The organism is Arenibacter sp. S6351L (assembly GCF_023016025.1).
Taxonomy (GTDB): domain Bacteria; phylum Bacteroidota; class Bacteroidia; order Flavobacteriales; family Flavobacteriaceae; genus Arenibacter; species Arenibacter algicola_B.
In genome coordinates this window covers 18,472-37,246 of sequence record NZ_JALKBB010000006.1, presented here as the reverse complement: position 1 = coordinate 37,246, position 18,775 = coordinate 18,472, and the positions used below count along the sequence as shown (strand labels likewise).

The following is an 18,775-nucleotide window of genomic DNA, read 5'->3' as shown; positions in this document are numbered from 1 at the left end:
TTTGGAGGATTCCAAAAAAATCCCCGTATTGAATCAGGGAGTTATATTAATTATTATATGGGTGTAACACCCAACAAAACCAAGTATTGAACATTGGTTTTGAAAATTGTAAAGAATACCATTTATGAAAGAACATTACGACATTGTAATTGTTGGAAGCGGATTAGGGGGATTGGTTTCTGCCCTAATAATGGCCAAAGAAGGTTATAGTGTCTGTGTCTTGGAAAAAAACAATCAATTTGGAGGCAACCTACAAACCTTTGTCCGGGACAAAACCATCTTTGATACAGGGGTGCATTATATTGGCGGACTTTCGGAAGGACAAAACCTGAACCAATATTTTAAGTATCTGGGTATAATGGACCAATTGAAGCTTAAAAAATTGGATGAAGACGGTTTTGATGTAATCACGTTTGAAGGGGACCCAAAGGAGTACAAACACGCCCAAGGCTATGAGCGTTTTGAAAAAAGTCTACTGAGCCAATTTCCGGAAGAGGAAAAGGCGATAAAAACATACAGTAAAAAATTAAGGGAAACTTGTTCCAAGTTCCCCCTTTACAATTTGAACAAGGGCAATCCTTCCTATGGACAAGATGAGGTTTTTAAGCTGAATGCCAAAACCTATATCAATTCCCTTACCAACAATAAGAAATTACAAGCCGTGTTTGCGGGGACCAATTTTCTCTATGCCGGCGACGGGGAACGTTCCCCTTTTTATGTTCATGCCCTTTCCGTAAATTCCTATATAGAAAGTGCCTACAGATGTGTTAACGGGGGAAGTCAGATAACCAAAGTACTTATTAGACAATTAAAGAAATTTGGGGGCGACACCTTCAAACATCATGAGGTTTCCAAATTTAATGTCGAAAATGGTGAAATCACTTCGGTGGAAACAAAAAATGGAAAGCAGATAAACGGTGATATATTCATTTCGAATATAGAACCCAAGCTTACTTTAAAAATGGTCGGTGAGGAAAATTTTAGAAAATCCTACACCAACAGAATAAATAACATTGAAAGTGTTATTTCGGCCTTTAGCGTTTACATTGTCCTAAAACCCAAATCCTTTAAATATCACAATAAGAATTTTTATCATTTTAAATATGGAGATCGTGTTTGGGATGCACAGAATTATACTCAGGAAAGTTGGCCAGAGGGGTATATGGTCTCTATGGGTATTAATAAAAAGGATGATGGATGGGGAGATAGTTTAATAGCTATGACCTATATGAATTTTGATGAGGTTAAGTACTGGGAGAACACTTTTAATACAGTTGCCTCCAAAAATGATAGAGGACAAACATATGAAGAGTTCAAGGCATACAAAACAGAAATTTTTATTGCGGAATTGGAAAAAAAATTCCCCAACCTAAGAGATTGCATTCAAACCGTATATGCCTCCACCCCATTGTCCTACAGGGATTATATAGGGTCCCATAATGGATCTATGTACGGTTATGTTAAAGACGTAAACAATCCCCTACACTCATTTGTTTCTCCCAGAACAAAAATCAAAAACCTGCTATTTACGGGCCAAAGTTTAAATATGCACGGAATCTTGGGAGTGACCATTGGTGCAATTATTACCTGTTCCGAGTTAGTAGGAAAGGATTATTTATTGGAAAAAATTTTGGAAGTCAATAAAGCTCAAGAAGTTTAATATGGGACAGATTAAAACAATTCCTATTACAAGGGTCAGTTCTATTAGCAAAGAGGATTTTATTAATCAGTATTACAAAACCCAACGCCCAGTTTTAATTGAAAACCTCACCTCGGATTGGCCTGCACGCAAGAAATGGAATATAGATTACATACAGAAAAAGGCGGGCGACCAAGTGGTTCCACTGTACAACAATGAACCTACCAAAGGGAAACAAAACTCCGCTGCCCCGGTAACGGAAATGAAACTGTACGACTACCTGGAAATCCTTAAAACCAAACCAACGGACCTTCGTATTTTTTTCTATAATATCCTGGATAAAATGCCAGAACTAATTAAGGATATTAGTTACCCGGATATTGGATTAAAATTTTTTAAACGTCTGCCTGTCATGTTTTTTGGGGGTGAAGGTTCTGTAGTACTGCCCCATTATGACATGGATTTATCAGACCTACTTCATTTTCATTTTCACGGACACAAAAGTGTGCTTTTATTCCCACCCGAACAGACGAAATACCTGTACAAGGTTCCCTTTTCCGTACATAATTTAGAATCCATAAATATGGATGATCCCGATTTTGATCGCTATCCGGCCTTAAAAAAAGCAGAAGGATTATATGTAGAAATGAAACATGGGGAAGCCCTCTACATGCCCAGTGGATACTGGCACTATATTAAATATCTGGATGGGGGGTTTTCCATTACCTTAAGGGCCCTGCCAAAACATCCTGTATTGTTGTCCAAAATGTTTGGAAATCTATTTTTTATGAGACCTTTTGAGAATACCATGAGGAAAATTTGGGGTCAGAAGTGGGTAGACTTTAAAGAAAAAAGGATGCTGGTTAAAACCAATAATAGGTTTGGAAAAGAATAAATTAAACAATTAGGATGTACCGGATAAAATGGATTGTATGTGTTGTTGTTTTGCTTGGACTTTTTGGTTCTTGTGGAGTTTCAAAATCCCTAAAGGATAGGCCTAATTTAAGTAACTACAACCATCAAATTCCAGAAATAACAAAAACCTCTGATACTTCCTATATTTATTCCAATAACTCCCTGACCAAAAACAAACAAGGGCTTTGGGAACTTTATGTATCAGGAGACCCATTGCAAAGGGGTTTAATAACCGGAGCCCTTACGGAAGACCTGTTTCAAAAACAGGAAGCAATATTTTTATCCAAGGTAGAGGAATTGGTCCCTTCCAAAACAAAGAGATATTTCCTGAGAAAATTCTTGGCCTGGTATAATAGAAAAATGTACAAAAACATTCCCGAGGAAATTAAAGCAGAAATTTGGGGGCTTTCCCGTTACGCGTCCCAAAACTTTAACGACATAGCAGATCCATATTCAAGAGTACTTTACCTTCATGGCGCCCACGATATAGGGCATGCTCTTCAAGATCTGGCCCTTGTTGGCTGTTCTTCCTTTGCTGTATGGGGCAATAAATCCGAAGACGGAAGTTTGATAATTGGCAGGAATTTTGACTTTTACGCCGGGGATGATTTTGCCAAAAACAAAATAATTTCCTTCCTGGACCCTACAGAGGGCCACAAATTTATGTCCGTGACCTGGGCTGGAATGACGGGAGTGGTCTCTGGAATGAACGAGCATGGATTAACGGTTACCATCAATGCAGGAAAATCCAAAATTCCCTTGGTTGCAAAAACGCCCATCAGTATCCTTACCAGAGAAATTTTACAGTATGCATCTACTTTGGAGGAGGCCGTTACCATCGCAAAAAAACGACAGGTTTTTGTATCCGAATCTATTCTGGTTGGCAGTGCCAGGGATAAAAAGGCGATCGTAATCGAAGTCTCTCCCGATAATTTTGGGGTATATGAAGTTCCCAATTCCAATGAATTGATCTGCTCCAATCACTTTCAAAGTAATGCCTATACCGAAGACAAAAACAACCAAAAACACATATTTGAAAGTCATTCCAAATACAGATATGAGCGTATGGAAGAACTTTTGGGAGATCATAATAAAATAACCCCAACGATTGCAGTGGACATACTTAGAAATAAGCAAGGTCTTGAGGATAACGACATTGGTTACGGCAATGAAAAGGCGTTAAACCAATTATTGGCACATCACGGCATTGTTTTTAAGCCAGAGCAGCGATTGGTTTGGGTTTCTTCAAATCCGTACCAATTAGGAGAATTTGTGGCCTATGATCTAAACAAAATTTTCAAGGACAGTTTAAATCATAGCATTGGATCAACGCTTTCCATCCCTAGTAAAAATATTGAAAAGGATAGTTTTCTTTATACCCAAGCCTATCACAACTATGAAAAGTACCGTGTAGAAATTCATCAAATAAAACAAGCCGTTGCAGATAATAAGCACTTGAATCCCGAATTTCTTGAGGAATTTAAAAGATTGAATCCCGAATTTTGGGAAACGCATTATTGGCTAGGCCTTTACAACTACAATAGAAAATATTATAGAGCAGCCTTAAACAACTTTATAGAAGCAAGCACAAAAGAAATTACCACAGTTCCCGAGAAAGCTGTGGTACATTCGTATATTCGAAGACTAAAACGTAAATTAAAATAATGATCCCTGAAATCGAAAAAGCATCGGCAGAGGCAATTCAACAGTTACAAGAACAGCGTTTAAGGGAGATTATAGAATATACTACCCAAAACTCTGCCTATTATAAAAGAATTTTCAAGGAAAATAATCTACAGGCCAGTGATATAAAGACCTTGGACGACCTGACCAAACTCCCCACAACCTCCAAAGAGGATCTACAACAATATAATGATGATTTCTTATGCGTAGATAGGAAAAAGATAATAGATTACGTAACTACCTCCGGTACCTTGGGTGAACCTGTAACCTTTGCCCTTACAGATAATGACCTTGATCGTTTGGCATATAACGAGGCCATCTCCTTTGACTGTGCCGGTGTTACCGCAGACGATATTTTACAATTAACGACCACTATAGATAGACGGTTTATGGCCGGTTTGGCCTATTTTCTGGGAGCCCGAAAACTGGGTGCTGGAATTATAAGGGTTGGTGCCGGAATTCCTGAACTTCAATGGGATTCCATCCTTAAGTTTAAACCAACTTACCTTATTGTGGTTCCGTCTTTTTTATTAAAACTCATAGAATACGCCCATCAACATGGAATAGACCCCAATAAAGCCGGGATAAAAGGGGCTATTTGCATAGGGGAATCACTGCGGAACGAAGATTTTTCATTGAACACCCTCGCTGCCAAAATAAAGAAGGATTGGAACATTCCCCTTTATTCCACCTATGCCTCCACAGAAATGAGTACGGCCTTTACCGAATGTGCCGCAAGGCAAGGCGGTCACCATCACCCCGAATTGATCATCATCGAAATTCTGGACGATGAGGAAAAACAAGTTGAAGATGGAATGCCGGGAGAACTTACCATTACTACTTTGGGTGTTGAAGGTATGCCACTGCTGAGATTTAAAACCGGTGATATTGTCCAGGCACATACCTCCAAATGTTCCTGTGGAAGAAATACCCCGCGCTTAGGCCCTGTTATTGGTAGGAAGAAACAAATGATAAAATACAAGGGCACTACCCTATATCCTCCGGCCATGTACAACGTACTTAACTATTTTAATGAAATAGACGCCTTTGTAATCGAAATTGACCATAACGACATAGGTACCGATGAAATATGTATTAAAATAGCTACTTCCAACCCTACAAATGACTTATTGCAGACCATCAAGGATCACTTTAGGGCAAAACTAAGGGTACTCCCTAAAATTGAATTCCACGATGTTAAAACCCTTCAGGAATTGCGATTTCCCAAAATGAGCAGAAAACCCGTTATTGTGATAGACCACCGACTCTAAACTGATACTTGGACACAGTAACCCCAAAAAATGCATTTGTAAATCTTCCTTCAATTGCTTACATTCTAAGGCCATACAGGCTATATTGCCAGGGCAGTTACCATTTCCCGCCTTTATAGCAAGGTTTTTATGATTATGCCATCGAAACTAGGCTTAAATATATATTTGCATTAAAATTGGTATTACATTTGATTACACTTTGGAACTACCATTACAACCCTATGAAAAAACATATATTTATATATATCCTAATATTTTTCTTTCCATTAATAAGTCCTGGACAAAAATTAAGCAATCAGGAAATAAAGGATTTGATCAACTCCTACAAAAAGGATATCCGCGGACCTTACAAAGAAATTCGCTGGTTCTGTACGGATGGAAGCATACGCCAACCCAAAGATCCTTGTCCCGATAATATTGGTCCTGGAGTACAGCATGCTACCTATAAAAGCTCTGTTATAGATTTAGGAAAGAGCAACCACCTCTTTTTGGGTCAAATTTTGTCTTACACCTCCAAAGAGGAATTATGGGACGCCGAAAACAATCATTCCCGTCTTAAACAGTACCAATTGGACAAATATTTAAGAACTGTTGATAATGGCTGGATCCTTGAAAGGGGGCAGTACTATCGTGGGGCTACACAGGCAGAGGACGAAGAGGCCTGGGGCGTAGATTTTTATAAATGGCTGTTATCCAACACCGAAAATTTAACCAAAAACTTTTACCTCATTAGACAGTCCTTAAAGGATATTCCACATAATGGCGATGACAATCTGGCCCAAAAAATAAGGAGCGATTCTAAGGTAATATCGGACATGGTCCCAGAATTCATGGATTTAAGGGTTAAAATCCATAGTCAGCCAGATGCCGGGGATATTAATAAAGTAAAGGACTTTAAGTCTAAAAACAGTAACAAACTGACCAACGAGGCAAAAGCAAAAATAGATGCCTTGGTGTCTACCATGGCCAATTTCTACAAACCGGTTGATATTGCTCAAATACAAAAAAATACACCTCTTGTACAGGATAGCCCTATAGGGGTTTCCATAAAAGCCTTTGCGGCCAGTTACAGTGGAGAAACAAATGCAGCAGTGCTTATTCCCGCTACGGCCGAATTGCTTTTGGAGATAAGGCAGGCCGTCCTAAAGGAGGAAAATGCAACCGCCCGTCTTCAGCTATTGGACGCCTCCCTAAAGTTGGAAGAAGTAATATTTAAAAATTCTCCCCAATGGCAGCCGGAAGATCTAAACGGCTTGTTGGACAAGGTTTGCTATTTAGGAATGGCGAATGCCGGTGCAGGATATATAGAGCTGGCAGAATGGGAACAACTTAATCTATCGTTAAAGGGATCCAACAGCCATGCCATGTCCCTTGGTCAACTTACCACAGTATTGGAAAATGCACGCAGGGAAGTGGAATGGAGCTCTTCCATGGTAAAGGCCAACTATCAGGAGATCGTGGACATTTATACCGGTTTTGAACCTAAGGCATATGGATTTATAGATGATAAAATTCGAGGTTCCATTGCCCTCTATTTAGGCCAAACCGTGGGAGAGCTAGGCGATATCATCGCCCAGGAATCTGCCTTGACCAATAAGGTCATGGACATAGACAATCAAAGTGGCCTGCGGGGTCTAAATCCTGGTTATGCCCTTGGCGAATTGGTTGTCATCGGTGGCTCCCCTGATGAAATAGAGGTATCCTCCGACAAGATTTATATTTTTCAGCGCCCCCCGTCCGATCTTAAACCGGTTGCAGGTATTGCGACGGTATCCGAAGGAAATATGGTGTCTCACGTACAATTGCTGGCACGGAATATGGGCATCCCCAATGCTGCCCTAGGCGATGAAAATCTTAAAAGTCTTCAAAAATATAATGGGGAAAAAGTATTCTATGCGGTGTCCAACAAGGGCAACGTTATTATGAAGTTGGAAAAAGACATGTCCGAGGAGGAACGCAATTTATTTATTAAGATAGAACGTAAAGAAGAAAGAATTGAAGTGCCAATAGAAAATATACGTTTGGACGAAAATGCCATATTAAATTTAAGGGCAGTGGACGCCGAAGATTCAGGAAAACTTTGTGGTCCAAAGGCGGCCAATTTGGGACAGTTAAAAAAAATGTTCCCGGATATGGTGGTCGAAGGTCTGGTGATTCCCTTCGGAATCTTTAGGGACCATATGGACCAACGTATGCCCGATCAGCAGGGCAGCTATTGGGAATTTTTAAATTCCACCTTCAAGGAGGCAGAGACTATGCGCGCCCAAGGTATTGCGGAAGGCGAGGTAGAAAACTACCAATTGAGGCAATTGGAAATCTTAAGGGAGGCCATAAAGAAAATGCCAATGAAACCCCAATTCATTACACAATTGGAAAAAGGGTTCAAAGATGTACTAGGGAAGGAAATTGGCGAAATCCCGGTTTTTCTAAGAAGTGACACCAACATGGAAGATTTGAAGAATTTCACAGGGGCCGGATTAAACCTCACTATATTCAATGTTGCCGCCAAGGAAAAAATTATATCAGGAATTAAGGATGTTTGGGCTTCCCCCTATTCCGAACGCAGTTTTAAGTGGCGTCAAAAGTACCTCCTAAACCCCGAAAATGTATTCCCCTCCATTTTGGTAATCCCCAGTGTGGATGTGGATTATTCCGGGGTATTGATCACCAAGGGCATCAGTTCCGGCAATCCGGCTGATCTTACCATTGCCTTTAGCAGGGGTGCCGGCGGCGCTGTAGATGGCCAATCGGCAGAAACTTATCTGGTTAAGGATATTGGTGGCATTCAACTTTTGGCACCCGCCAGGGAAATGTACCACAATCGACTTCCGGCTGCTGGGGGAACAGAAAAAAGAATGTCCACCTTTGAGAATTTCATCCTAAACCAAAAAAACATTGATGAAATAAGGGCATTTGCCAAAACAATTCGTGAAACTATGGCTACCGAAACCAAATCGGATTACGAAGGGGCCTATGATGTGGAATTGGGATTCCAAAACAACAAGTTGTGGCTGTTTCAAATACGCCCTTTTGTAGAGAATAAAAAAGCCTTGAGTTCCAATTATTTGGAATCTATTACGCCAAAAATCGATTTGGACAAAAGCATTCCCCTTTCTAAAAAAATATAAGATGCGAAAGAATATTAAATATATTGTTTTATTACTAATATGTTCGGCCTTTACCACCATGAGCTATTACCCCATTGATGGTTATTTGCATACAGGGATTAAACGGCTGAAGTATCTGGAGCTCGTTAAAAGCGGGGAACTTAAGTCGACCACTGTTATCCCTCCAGGGGCACAAAAGTCCTACATGGATATTGAACTGAACCTAATATCAAAAAAAGAGGACAGCACTAGCGCCTTCCTAAGTGTGGATGAGCAATTCCAAAAGGACATCAACGCTCTTTTTAGAGGGTTGGACAAGAGTTACTCCATAGCCGTATTGGATATTTCGGATATTGACAGTGTTAGATATGCCAAGCGAAACGAAACCGCTGGTTATCAACCTGGAAGTGTAGGCAAGCTGGCCGTAATGGCAGCTTTGTTTACCCAATTGAAAAATATATATCCGGATTCCTTTGAAAAGCGTTTGGAGCTTTTACGATCCAAATCCGTGAAATCGGGCGTTTGGGGATTGACAGATGAACACACTGTTCCCATTTTCAATCTGGAAACGAATAAATTGCTTAAAAGGCAAGTTATAGCCAGTGATGTTTTTACCTTGTTTGAATGGGCAGACCATATGCTATCCGTTAGTAACAACGGAGCAGCGAGTATTGTATGGCGGGAAGCCTTATTGATGGCCGCCTTCGGAGAATCCTACCCCACCTTGACCCAGGAGGAAGCGGATACCTACTTCACCACAACCCCAAAAAAGGAATTGACAGATTTGGCCAATGACGTGGTAAACCTGCCCCTACGGGAACTGGGAATTACAACAGACGAATGGCGCTTAGGGAGCTTTTTTACTTCAGGTCCCAACCGCTATGTAGGCGATAAAGGGGGCAGTATAGGGTCTCCATTAGGACTGATGAAATTCTTGATACAGTTGGAGCAGGGCAAGGTGGTGGATGAAGCCTCCAGCTTGGAAATGAAGCGACTTATGTATATGACGGACCGAAGGATAAGATATGCACAATCCCCGGCCCTGAAGCCGGCTGCCGTTTATTTTAAATCGGGGAGTTTGTATAAATGTGATAGAAGTACAGGTGAAGCCTGTGGAAAATATATGGGCAATGTTACCAACTATATGAATTCTGTGGCCATTGTAGAACATCCGGACAATTGCAAATATATGGTGGTACTTATGACCAATGTACTGCGAAAGAATTCCGCAACGGACCACATGACCTTGGCCAGCAGTATCGACAAAATTATTAAACGCTAAATTTTTTAAAGTTACTCAAGATTTCGGCCGCCTTTGTTCTGGCCTTCTCATTGGAATCCTCCAAAACCATTTCCAAAAGGGGGGTAAATTTGGGATCCTTTGTTTTCTCAATTAAGTAAAGTACCGCCAGTTTCAGCTTAATATCCTTTCGTTTTAATAGGGCCAAATAACTTTCGGATTCACTAAGGACCTTTACGTTCAGATTTTTTAGATTTTCTTCGGAAATAACACCAACTTGTATAATGGATTCGGCAACAGGAATCAATTCCTTTTTGAGTTGAATGTCCAGAATATTATCCAAAAATTCAATGGCATGTATACGTTGCTCCTCCTGACCTTTAAGTATGGCATTTAAGATAGGATCCACATCCTGGGGCGGGTATTTTACCCCCAAAAATTGAAAAATTCGTTTTAATTGCCTGTCCAGCCTCAGTTCCAGCAAATGGATTAGGCCATTTCTGGCTTCATTTTCCTCCTTGGTCTCCAGTTTCTCGGGGTTCTTTTTATACTGCAGTACTATTTGGGTATGGATTACGGACAGGGTACTTTGGTACAGGTGACACTCGTCCAAGATCTTATCCACAATAAACTGATCCCTAATTTTAAGGTGGGGATACTTCCACTTGAGGTGTTTTAAAGCTTCAATAGCTTCAATTTTCACCGTATGTTCCATATCCTCTGTAAGTTTCATCAAGATATTGATGGCCTTTTGCGAATCGAACTTTCCAATAACCATAACCACGTAGGCGCTATCGTCCGGGTCAATGTTTTCACTTCTTAATCCCTCAAACAAAATATCAATAATGGGCTCCCCATAAAAGTAGAGGGCCTCCATTGCCGATTTTCTGGTATCCTTACCGGATAGCCTGGAAACAATTAGATCTATAAACTGTTTGTCCAATGTTTTTGATGCCGCCAAAATAGCCATATTTGTAATTAGAACATTATCGGAATATATATGTGTCTTTATTACAGGGTAAAAGGTTTCAACCTTGGCATTCCCAATGGTTTCAAGAATTGCAAGTATCTTATTGGTCCTTTCCTGCTCTGTATTGGTTTGCGATAATTGGGCAAGGGAATTATCAATTCTTTGTTCCAAACTAAATCGGTCCTGCATTACCCTATTATTTCGCAATTCCATGGACAAGCCAATCAGGGTCGCATTAGCAATGGTATTGTCCTCTACCGATAAATACTTGTCCAAAAGTTCCACAGGGTTTTGTTGATAGCGCTTCAACAAATACCGAAAGGCAGAGGTGGTCACTTGTTGATCCTTATCATAGATCATGGGCTCTACAGCTGGACATAAATTTTCCGTATTCAAAAAATAGAGATTTTCGATGGCCAAAGCCCTCACCTTGGCAGACGGATTGTTCAACAAGCCTTTAATGGCAAAAAAGAAACGCTCATCCTTTACTTCCAATGTTTTGTTCAACATATGCAATATCTGATTCTCGTTCCCTGTTTCAAATACCCTGATTACCGTTTCTATAATGGATGTGACCTTTATTTCCGATTTGGTGGCCTTCTCTTTTCTTGTGGGGTTATTTTCCAACAAGCTCTTAAAGGAAATTATATATTCATTCCTCAAATGATATATAAAGTACAACCAGATCAAAATTAGCCCTATAATAATTATACTAATGTAGGTAGATGATATATCCAGTCCATTAATAAAAAAGATCAGAATAAAACCCGCCATCCCTGTAGCTATGCTGTCTACGACCACATCCGTAAATGTCTTGGTCTTCTTTTTAATCTCTATGGGGATAGGTATGGAAAGTAATTCCGTGGCTGCCTTATTAACCGATTGCTTTAAACTTCCGTCCACAATTTTAATAAATACCACCACCCAAAGTTGCGGCACTATCAATAACAGAAAAGACCCCAACAATATGCCCGAAGGCAACCATAATAAGGATTTACCAACACCAAAAGTACCTACTATACGTTTGGTAAGGAACAACTGAATCAAAAGTGAAATAACGCTCAAGGTAGAAAACCAAAAGCCGAAAAAGGATGTTAATTCATCCTGATCTTTAATGAACCTAGAGGCGTAATCACTATACTGGTAATCGACCAATTTGGCCACCAAAACGCTTATTCCGATGACTACCGCAATTAGGCTAAGCAATTTGGATTGTTTTATCAACCTAAAAGGGGACTCGGCTTTGGGATTGGAGCGACTGGAAACTTGAAAAGGGTTGAGTTTCAACACTTCGTTCTTCCAGATATAACGGGTAATGGGCAAACAGCACATTAAGAGAGTTGCAGCAACAAACAATAAATCCTCAGTGTTAAGAATAGTGGTCAATAAAGAGGTTAAGTACCCCCCAAATATTCCCCCGCCAATGGCACCGGCACCAATAAACCCAAATACGCGTTTGGCTTCCCTAACATTATAGACCAGATTTGCCATTACCCAAAATTGAGAAGCGGTCAACAACCCAAAAATAGCCACCCAGACGTAGGGTATATACAATGCAAATCCATACCCAAGGTTAAAATTTAAGGCTACTCCAAATATTACCAAAGAAATAACAGATCCGATCAAGGTGCGATCCACAATAATATTCAAAGGATACTTTTCTAAGGCCCTGTCGTAAAAAAACGAGCCCAATACGGCCATTATAGCAGTTAAAACATAGCCCAATGGCAGTGCATCCGAAGAAAGTTCAGAAAGAAAAAGTGAGTTTATAGTAGGTTTTACTATCAATAAAACCGTTATAATGAGGAATATATTTAATTGAAGTAGAAGTGTTTTGGTCAGTTCCTCCTCTTTTAAATCAAATGCCTTTAGTATGTAGGTTTGGAACGTTTTAATAAATGAAATAAGGTAGTTCAATTTTCATACGTTTTAGTAATATCCAACAGCACTCCTATCAAAAACCAATCCATAGAAGATTAGGGCCAAAATTAATTCATTGGCAAACGTTATACGAATAAACAAAAGGAAATATACTAAATGGACCTAGTTAACGGCAAAATGTACCCGCTCTGCCTTCAGCACCTTTTCTACAGGCCTTACCAAGTCCCTAATGATTTGCTCACCTCCTGCATCATCTATCAAGGCGACCAAAATATATCGGCGATTGGGATTATTTCCCCAAACCAAAATAGAATCGGAATGAAAAGTTCTCCAAGAGCCCGACTTTCTATATAATCTGGCATCGGGAGCAATATTATCCAAGGTATTTACAAATTTATGATGTAATTCGGGATCTCCCATGATATCCAACATTTGTTTGGACCTACCCTTATTCACCAATTTACCATTGGCCAATAGATAATAATACCTACATACTTGGTTCACTGTGGCAGCATGAGACAAATTCTTTAAGGGTTCCCTATTCGTGTCCCCACCACTTCCATATCTTTTACCAACCCATAATCCGCCGCCCCGACTTTCATCATAGAACATATATTTTGGATCGGTCATAACGGACTGTATTTTATTATATCCCAAACGATCGATCATACGGGTAGTTGCTTCATTGTTGGATTTGCTGATCATAGATCGCATATCCTTCTTTATTTCCGGAGTTTCCTTTAGCTCCCCTTTTTCAATGGCATCCATAGAGGATAAGAGCACCGCTATTTTTGGCAAACTGGCAGCATACATCATATAATCACCATTTATACTAGCGTATTTTGCATTTTCAGGATTTGACAGGTCTACGATCCCAACAGCCATCTTGTTGTTGTTCATTAATGATTTCCAATTGGGGTTGGACATGAGCTCCTTTTCCAAACTTTTTTGTAAGTCGCTATTTACCAAACTGGGAAGGGGCCTTATTTTGGCATCGTCTATACTAATGGGTAAGTCCTTTTGCGCCAAAGCGAAATTAGAACAAAAAACAACACATAATATTCCAATAATACGTGCCTGCAATTGAGAATAAGTTTTACCCATCATATAAATACTATAATACTGTTTGTTAAGAAAAAAATACGAATCACTAGAAAAAGAACTACCCAAAAAAAACAATCAAATATATTTCATATTTGTGTTGGGTATTTGTTAATTTTTTAAACTTCAAAAAATTAAATTACACCCAAAGAATATAACGCTAAATTTATCATTATCTGATTTTTATCTGTTAAATTAATCACAGAATATCAAAAAATTATTCCAATAGTCTAAAGAAAAAATATTGACATCACTAGCACTTCTAATACTTACGTTGGAGGTGGATAAAAAGTTTACGTGCATATGGGCAAGCCATCTATTTTAATCATTACGGTTTGCTTGCAAATTGTTATTTTTGGAACAAATTAGAAATACATGTTGGTTATTGGGATTGCCGGTGGAACAGGTTGTGGAAAAACTACGGTTGTAAATCAAATTATAAATGAATTGCCGTATGAGGAAGTTGGGGTTATTTCCCAAGATTCCTATTATTGCAATCTTTCCCATTTATCTTATGACGAGCGTACACAGGTAAATTTTGACCATCCCCGTGCCATAGATTTTGAATTGTTGGGCAACCACTTGCAAGATTTGAAGAAGGGTATCCCTATTCACCAACCCGTTTATTCTTTTGTTAAACACAACCGCACCAACGATACCATTCTAACCCATCCAAGAAAGGTGATGATCGTAGAGGGTATCCTTATCATGACAAATCCCCAGATCAGGGAGATGTTCGACATTAAAATCTTTGTACATGCCGATTCGGACGAAAGATTGATTAGGCGTTTAAAAAGGGACATCACCGAACGTGGCAGGGATTTGGATGAAGTTTTAACTCGTTATCAAAATACGCTAAAGCCTATGCACAATCAGTTTATTGAGCCTACCAAGGAATATGCGGACATTATAATTCCAAACAATAAGTACAATACCGTGGCGATAGACATTGTAAGGACCATAATCAACGAAAAGTTAAGTTAATCACCAATGGGAATAAAAGGGATAAGAAAGAAAAAATGGTTTGGGGTGGTCACCAATATGTATGTATTGGTATTGACGGTTTTTGTGGTTTGGATGGTTTTTTTTGACACCAACTCCCTTCTCATACATTGGGAGCTTAAAAAACAAATAAACAATCTGGAAAAGCAGAAAGAATTTCTGCATGAAGAGATAGCCAAGGATAAAAAAATTATAGAGAAGCTATCGGACCCCGAGGAATTGGAAAAATTTGCGAGGGAACAATACTATCTAAAAAAGAAAAATGAAGAAATTTATTTAATTGAATATGAGGATAGTGTAAAAACCAAGGAAGATGAGTAACTCCGAACTCTTTAGCGATTTTCATGAGATTTCTTCCAAGGCTTGGAAGCAAAAGATCCAGTACGAGTTGCAAGGTGAGGATTACAACAATAAATTGGTTTGGGAATCTCCCGAAGGCATTAAGGTAAAACCGTTCTACAACTCCGAAGACCTAAAGTCGCTCGAGATATCCGTTTTACCAAGAGATAATGGCTGGAACATTGCACAGGGCATATACGCTGGGAATGCCCAAATGGCCAACAAAAAAGCCTTGGATGCCATAAGTAGGGGCGCTGAATGCATCTATTTAACCATACCTTCCACGGAAATAAATATTCATGAACTTCTTAATGAAATAGACCTCGGCCAAACCTTTATCCATTTTAACCTTCAATTTCTATCCTTCACTTTTGTTGAAACGCTTTTGGCGGCTACCGTAAACCATCATCATAAGATCTTTACCAACATCGACATTATTGGTCATTTGGCCAGAAATGGAAACTGGCAATACAACCTTGATCAAGATCACAAAATATTAGGGGAAATTCTAAATTTAAATCACGACCAAACCCTGGGAGTGGATGTGACACTCTATGGTAATGCCGGAGCCAATATGGTACAGCAATTGGCTTATGCCCTTTCACATGCCAATGAATACCTGAATCACTTAAACGACCACCATAAGGACAAACTAAAAAGTGCATTTATAACCTTTAAAGTCCCGGTTGGGAGCAACTATTTCTTTGAAATAGCAAAGTTGAGGGCCCTACGGATTTTGTTCGCGACCCTTGCAAGTGAATATGGAGCTTTGGAGCATTGCCATATTATAGCGACGCCCACTCTAAGAAATAAAACCTTGTACGATTACAATACCAATATGCTGCGCTCTGCAACGGAATGTATGTCGGCCATTTTAGGGGAAGCCGACACGATATTGAATACGCCATATGACGCCATTTACCATAAGGACAATGAATTTGCGGAGCGAATGGCCAGAAATCAACTGTTGATCTTAAAAAATGAAAGTTATTTGGACAAGGTGAACAATGCGGCCGACGGGGCCTATTATATTGAGTCCGTAACACAGCAACTCTCGTCCAAAGCATTGGAATTATTTAAACAAATTGAAGCAGGTGGTGGATTTCTTGTACAATTGAAGGAACATCTAATTCAGAAAAAAATAAAGGAAAGCGCCACCAAAGAACAAGAAAGTTTTAACAGTCGCGATAAAATCCTCGTAGGCACCAATAAATATGCATCCAGATTGGATAAAATGAAGGAGGAATTGGAATTATACCCCTTTGTAAAAACCAATACCCGCAAAACTTTGATAGAACCAATATTAGAAAAAAGATTGGCCGAAGAATGGGAACAGGAGCGATTGAAAACTGAATAAAGCTGTTAAGACTATTTTCAAAGGACTATTTTATTTCCAAACAGACAAGTATAGATTAGGACAAGACGAACAAAAACATGGCAAGAAAAAATCTTCAACATATTCAACTGAAGTCCGTTCCAGAAAAGAATATTCTGGATCAAGACTCCGTTTTGCCATATGAGACCGCGGAAGGAATAATACTGAAAAAAAAATATACCAAGGAAGACATTGAGGGTATGGAACATTTAAATTTCGCCGCGGGCATACCTCCTTTTCTCCGCGGACCCTATTCCACCATGTATGTCAGTAGACCTTGGACTATAAGGCAGTATGCAGGATTCTCAACAGCAGAGGAAAGCAATGCATTTTACAGACGAAATCTTAAGGCTGGTCAAAAAGGATTATCCGTAGCTTTTGATCTACCAACCCATAGAGGATATGATAGTGATCACCCCCGAGTGGTGGGCGATGTTGGTAAAGCCGGCGTTGCCATTGATTCCGTGGAGGATATGAAAATTTTATTCCAGGATATTCCATTGAATGAGATGTCTGTTTCCATGACCATGAACGGAGCAGTGTTGCCTATTATGGCTTTTTATATCGTAGCTGCAGAGGAACAGGGAGTTTTACCAAAAGATCTCTCGGGAACCATACAGAACGACATTCTTAAGGAATTTATGGTAAGGAACACCTACATCTACCCTCCTGCCCCATCTATGCAGATCGTTGCCGATATTTTTGAATATTCCAGTAAGTTCATGCCCCAATTCAATAGCATAAGTATATCCGGTTATCACATGCACGAGGCCGGGGCCACTGCCGACATTGAATTGGCCTATACCTTGGCCGATGGCCTGGAATATATCAGAACCGGCTTAAAAGCAGGATTGAGTATTGATGATTTTGCCCCAAGATTATCCTTCTTTTGGGGAATTGGGATGAATCATTTTATGGAAATTGCCAAAATGAGGGCCGGCAGAATGCTCTGGGCCAAATTGGTAAAACAATTTAATCCAAAAAATGAAAAGTCGCTCACCCTAAGGACCCATTGCCAAACCAGCGGATGGAGCCTTACCGAACAAGACCCGTTCAACAATATCACCAGAACGACCATTGAGGCGGCCGCTGCAGTTTTTGGCGGCACACAGAGCCTACATACCAATGCCTTGGATGAGGCCATAGCCCTCCCGACGGATTTTTCTGCGCGTATTGCCAGAAACACTCAATTATATTTGCAAAAGGAGACCGAAATCACTAAAACTGTAGACCCTTGGGCCGGAAGTTATTATGTAGAGAAATTAACGGACGAAATTGTACAAAAGGCATGGACCCTTATAGAAGAAGTGGAAGAATTGGGGGGAATGACCAAGGCAATCGACGCTGGAATTCCAAAATTGAGGATAGAAGAAGCCGCTGCAAAAAAACAAGCCCGTATAGATAGCGGTAGGGATATCATTGTTGGTGTTAACAAATACTTGTCCAAAACAGAAGATGTCCTTCAAATATTGGAGGTGGATAATGCCGAGGTCAGAAAACAGCAATTGGCACGTTTAGAAATGGTCAAGGCTAATAGAAATGAACATGAAGTGCAACTATCACTTTTGGCACTTACCAATGTTGCAAAAGAAAGAATGAAGCCCAATTCATCCAAAACTACCAACATAAATGCTCTGGAAGAGGAAAATTTACTAGCTTTAGCTATAAAGGCCGCCAGGGCAAGAGCTACACTGGGTGAGATCAGCACAGCTTTGGAAAATGCCTTTGGGAGGCACAAGGCAATTATAAATTCGTTTACCGGGGTGTATTCAAAAGAAATAAAAGGGGATGACAGCTTTGGCAAAGCTAGGGAAATGGCCGACAGTTTTGCCGAGCAGGAAGGCCGTAGGCCTAGAATAATGATTGCCAAAATGGGGCAGGACGGTCACGACCGTGGTGCTAAAGTTGTGGCAACGGGATATGCCGATCTAGGTTTTGATGTGGATATTGGCCCCTTGTTCCAGACTCCAGCGGAAGCGGCAAAACAAGCCGTGGAAAACGACGTCCATGTTCTGGGAATCTCTTCCTTGGCCGGCGGACATAAGACCCTCGTACCACAGGTACTACAGGAATTAAAAGCCTATGGGCGAGACGATATTATGGTAATTGTGGGCGGGGTAATACCCAAACAGGATTACGACTTTTTGTATGAAGCAGGTGCCGCGGCAATTTTTGGTCCGGGCACAAAAATAAGCGATACGGCCATCGAAATTTTGAAAATCCTAAGCACATAATATCTGTAGTCCTTGAAC

At 40.0% G+C, this 18,775-nt stretch carries 12 protein-coding genes; 10 read left to right on the top strand and 2 right to left on the bottom strand.

What is annotated here, in order from left to right; translation table 11 throughout:
- Nucleotides 1–124 precede the first annotated feature (124 nt).
- The 6 genes from MWU82_RS06585 to MWU82_RS06560 all read left to right on the top strand — a co-directional run bounded on the left by MWU82_RS06585 (nt 125) and on the right by MWU82_RS06560 (nt 9,897).
- The gene (locus MWU82_RS06585; RefSeq protein ID WP_215946420.1) at nt 125–1,660 is read left to right on the top strand and encodes an NAD(P)/FAD-dependent oxidoreductase; all 1,536 of its coding nucleotides are present in this window, start codon (nt 125–127) and stop codon (nt 1,658–1,660) included.
- Nucleotide 1,661: 1 nt separating this feature from the next.
- Nucleotides 1,662–2,534: a cupin-like domain-containing protein gene (locus tag MWU82_RS06580; RefSeq protein WP_215946419.1), complete on the top strand. Its 873-nt coding sequence runs from the start codon at nt 1,662–1,664 to the stop codon at nt 2,532–2,534.
- A gap of 14 nt (nt 2,535–2,548) precedes the next feature.
- Nucleotides 2,549–4,219 carry a C45 family peptidase gene (locus MWU82_RS06575; protein WP_247095754.1) on the top strand — a complete coding sequence of 557 codons (1,671 nt, stop codon included), beginning with the start codon at nt 2,549–2,551 and terminating at the stop codon, nt 4,217–4,219.
- Nucleotides 4,219–5,508: an AMP-binding protein gene (locus tag MWU82_RS06570; RefSeq protein ID WP_215946417.1), complete on the top strand. Its 1,290-nt coding sequence runs from the start codon at nt 4,219–4,221 to the stop codon at nt 5,506–5,508. The genes MWU82_RS06575 and MWU82_RS06570 overlap by 1 nt, the downstream gene beginning before the upstream one ends.
- Nucleotides 5,509–5,729: 221 nt before the next feature.
- The gene (locus MWU82_RS06565; RefSeq protein ID WP_247095752.1) at nt 5,730–8,636 is read left to right on the top strand and encodes a PEP/pyruvate-binding domain-containing protein; all 2,907 of its coding nucleotides are present in this window, start codon (nt 5,730–5,732) and stop codon (nt 8,634–8,636) included.
- Between the two features lies 1 nt (nt 8,637).
- Complete coding sequence (locus tag MWU82_RS06560) at nt 8,638–9,897, top strand: serine hydrolase (RefSeq protein ID WP_215946415.1); 1,260 nt, start codon at nt 8,638–8,640, stop codon at nt 9,895–9,897.
- Here MWU82_RS06560 and MWU82_RS06555 read toward each other — a convergent pair.
- Nucleotides 9,887–12,742 (bottom strand): Npt1/Npt2 family nucleotide transporter, encoded by a 2,856-nt coding sequence (locus tag MWU82_RS06555; RefSeq protein WP_247095750.1) that lies wholly within the window; start codon nt 12,740–12,742, stop codon nt 9,887–9,889. The genes MWU82_RS06560 and MWU82_RS06555 overlap by 11 nt on opposite strands.
- Nucleotides 12,743–12,868: 126 nt before the next feature.
- On the bottom strand, nt 12,869–13,813 hold the full coding sequence (locus MWU82_RS06550) for a serine hydrolase (RefSeq protein ID WP_247095748.1): 945 nt from the start codon (nt 13,811–13,813) through the stop codon (nt 12,869–12,871).
- Nucleotides 13,814–14,182: 369 nt separating this feature from the next.
- On the opposite strand from MWU82_RS06550, the gene udk reads away from it, so the two are divergent.
- The 4 genes from udk (at nt 14,183) to scpA (ending at nt 18,757) form a co-directional block, all read left to right on the top strand.
- Nucleotides 14,183–14,791, top strand: coding sequence for a uridine kinase (gene udk, locus MWU82_RS06545; RefSeq protein WP_247095746.1), 609 nt, complete (start codon nt 14,183–14,185; stop codon nt 14,789–14,791).
- A 6-nt stretch (nt 14,792–14,797) separates the two neighbouring features.
- Nucleotides 14,798–15,130: a septum formation initiator family protein gene (locus MWU82_RS06540; RefSeq protein ID WP_215946413.1), complete on the top strand. Its 333-nt coding sequence runs from the start codon at nt 14,798–14,800 to the stop codon at nt 15,128–15,130.
- Entirely contained in the window at nt 15,123–16,505 is a 1,383-nt protein-coding gene (locus tag MWU82_RS06535; protein WP_247095744.1) for a methylmalonyl-CoA mutase subunit beta, read from the top strand. Before MWU82_RS06540 ends, MWU82_RS06535 begins: the two co-directional genes overlap by 8 nt.
- A 77-nt stretch (nt 16,506–16,582) precedes the next feature.
- Nucleotides 16,583–18,757 carry a methylmalonyl-CoA mutase gene (gene scpA, locus MWU82_RS06530; RefSeq protein ID WP_247095742.1) on the top strand — a complete coding sequence of 725 codons (2,175 nt, stop codon included), beginning with the start codon at nt 16,583–16,585 and terminating at the stop codon, nt 18,755–18,757.
- Nucleotides 18,758–18,775: the final 18 nt, after the last annotated feature.

Excerpts from the sequence above, each read along its gene's own strand:
- MWU82_RS06585 (WP_215946420.1), top strand. The coding sequence starts at position 125 with ATGAAAGAACATTACGACATTGTAATTGTTGGAAGCGGATTAGGGGGA.
- MWU82_RS06580 (WP_215946419.1), top strand. The coding sequence starts at position 1,662 with ATGGGACAGATTAAAACAATTCCTATTACAAGGGTCAGTTCTATTAGC.
- MWU82_RS06575 (WP_247095754.1), top strand. The coding sequence starts at position 2,549 with ATGTACCGGATAAAATGGATTGTATGTGTTGTTGTTTTGCTTGGACTT.
- MWU82_RS06570 (WP_215946417.1), top strand. The coding sequence starts at position 4,219 with ATGATCCCTGAAATCGAAAAAGCATCGGCAGAGGCAATTCAACAGTTA.
- MWU82_RS06565 (WP_247095752.1), top strand. The coding sequence starts at position 5,730 with ATGAAAAAACATATATTTATATATATCCTAATATTTTTCTTTCCATTA.
- MWU82_RS06560 (WP_215946415.1), top strand. The coding sequence starts at position 8,638 with ATGCGAAAGAATATTAAATATATTGTTTTATTACTAATATGTTCGGCC.
- MWU82_RS06550 (WP_247095748.1), bottom strand. The coding sequence starts at position 13,813 with ATGATGGGTAAAACTTATTCTCAATTGCAGGCACGTATTATTGGAATA.
- udk (WP_247095746.1), top strand. The coding sequence starts at position 14,183 with ATGTTGGTTATTGGGATTGCCGGTGGAACAGGTTGTGGAAAAACTACG.
- MWU82_RS06540 (WP_215946413.1), top strand. The coding sequence starts at position 14,798 with ATGGGAATAAAAGGGATAAGAAAGAAAAAATGGTTTGGGGTGGTCACC.
- MWU82_RS06535 (WP_247095744.1), top strand. The coding sequence starts at position 15,123 with ATGAGTAACTCCGAACTCTTTAGCGATTTTCATGAGATTTCTTCCAAG.
- scpA (WP_247095742.1), top strand. The coding sequence starts at position 16,583 with ATGGCAAGAAAAAATCTTCAACATATTCAACTGAAGTCCGTTCCAGAA.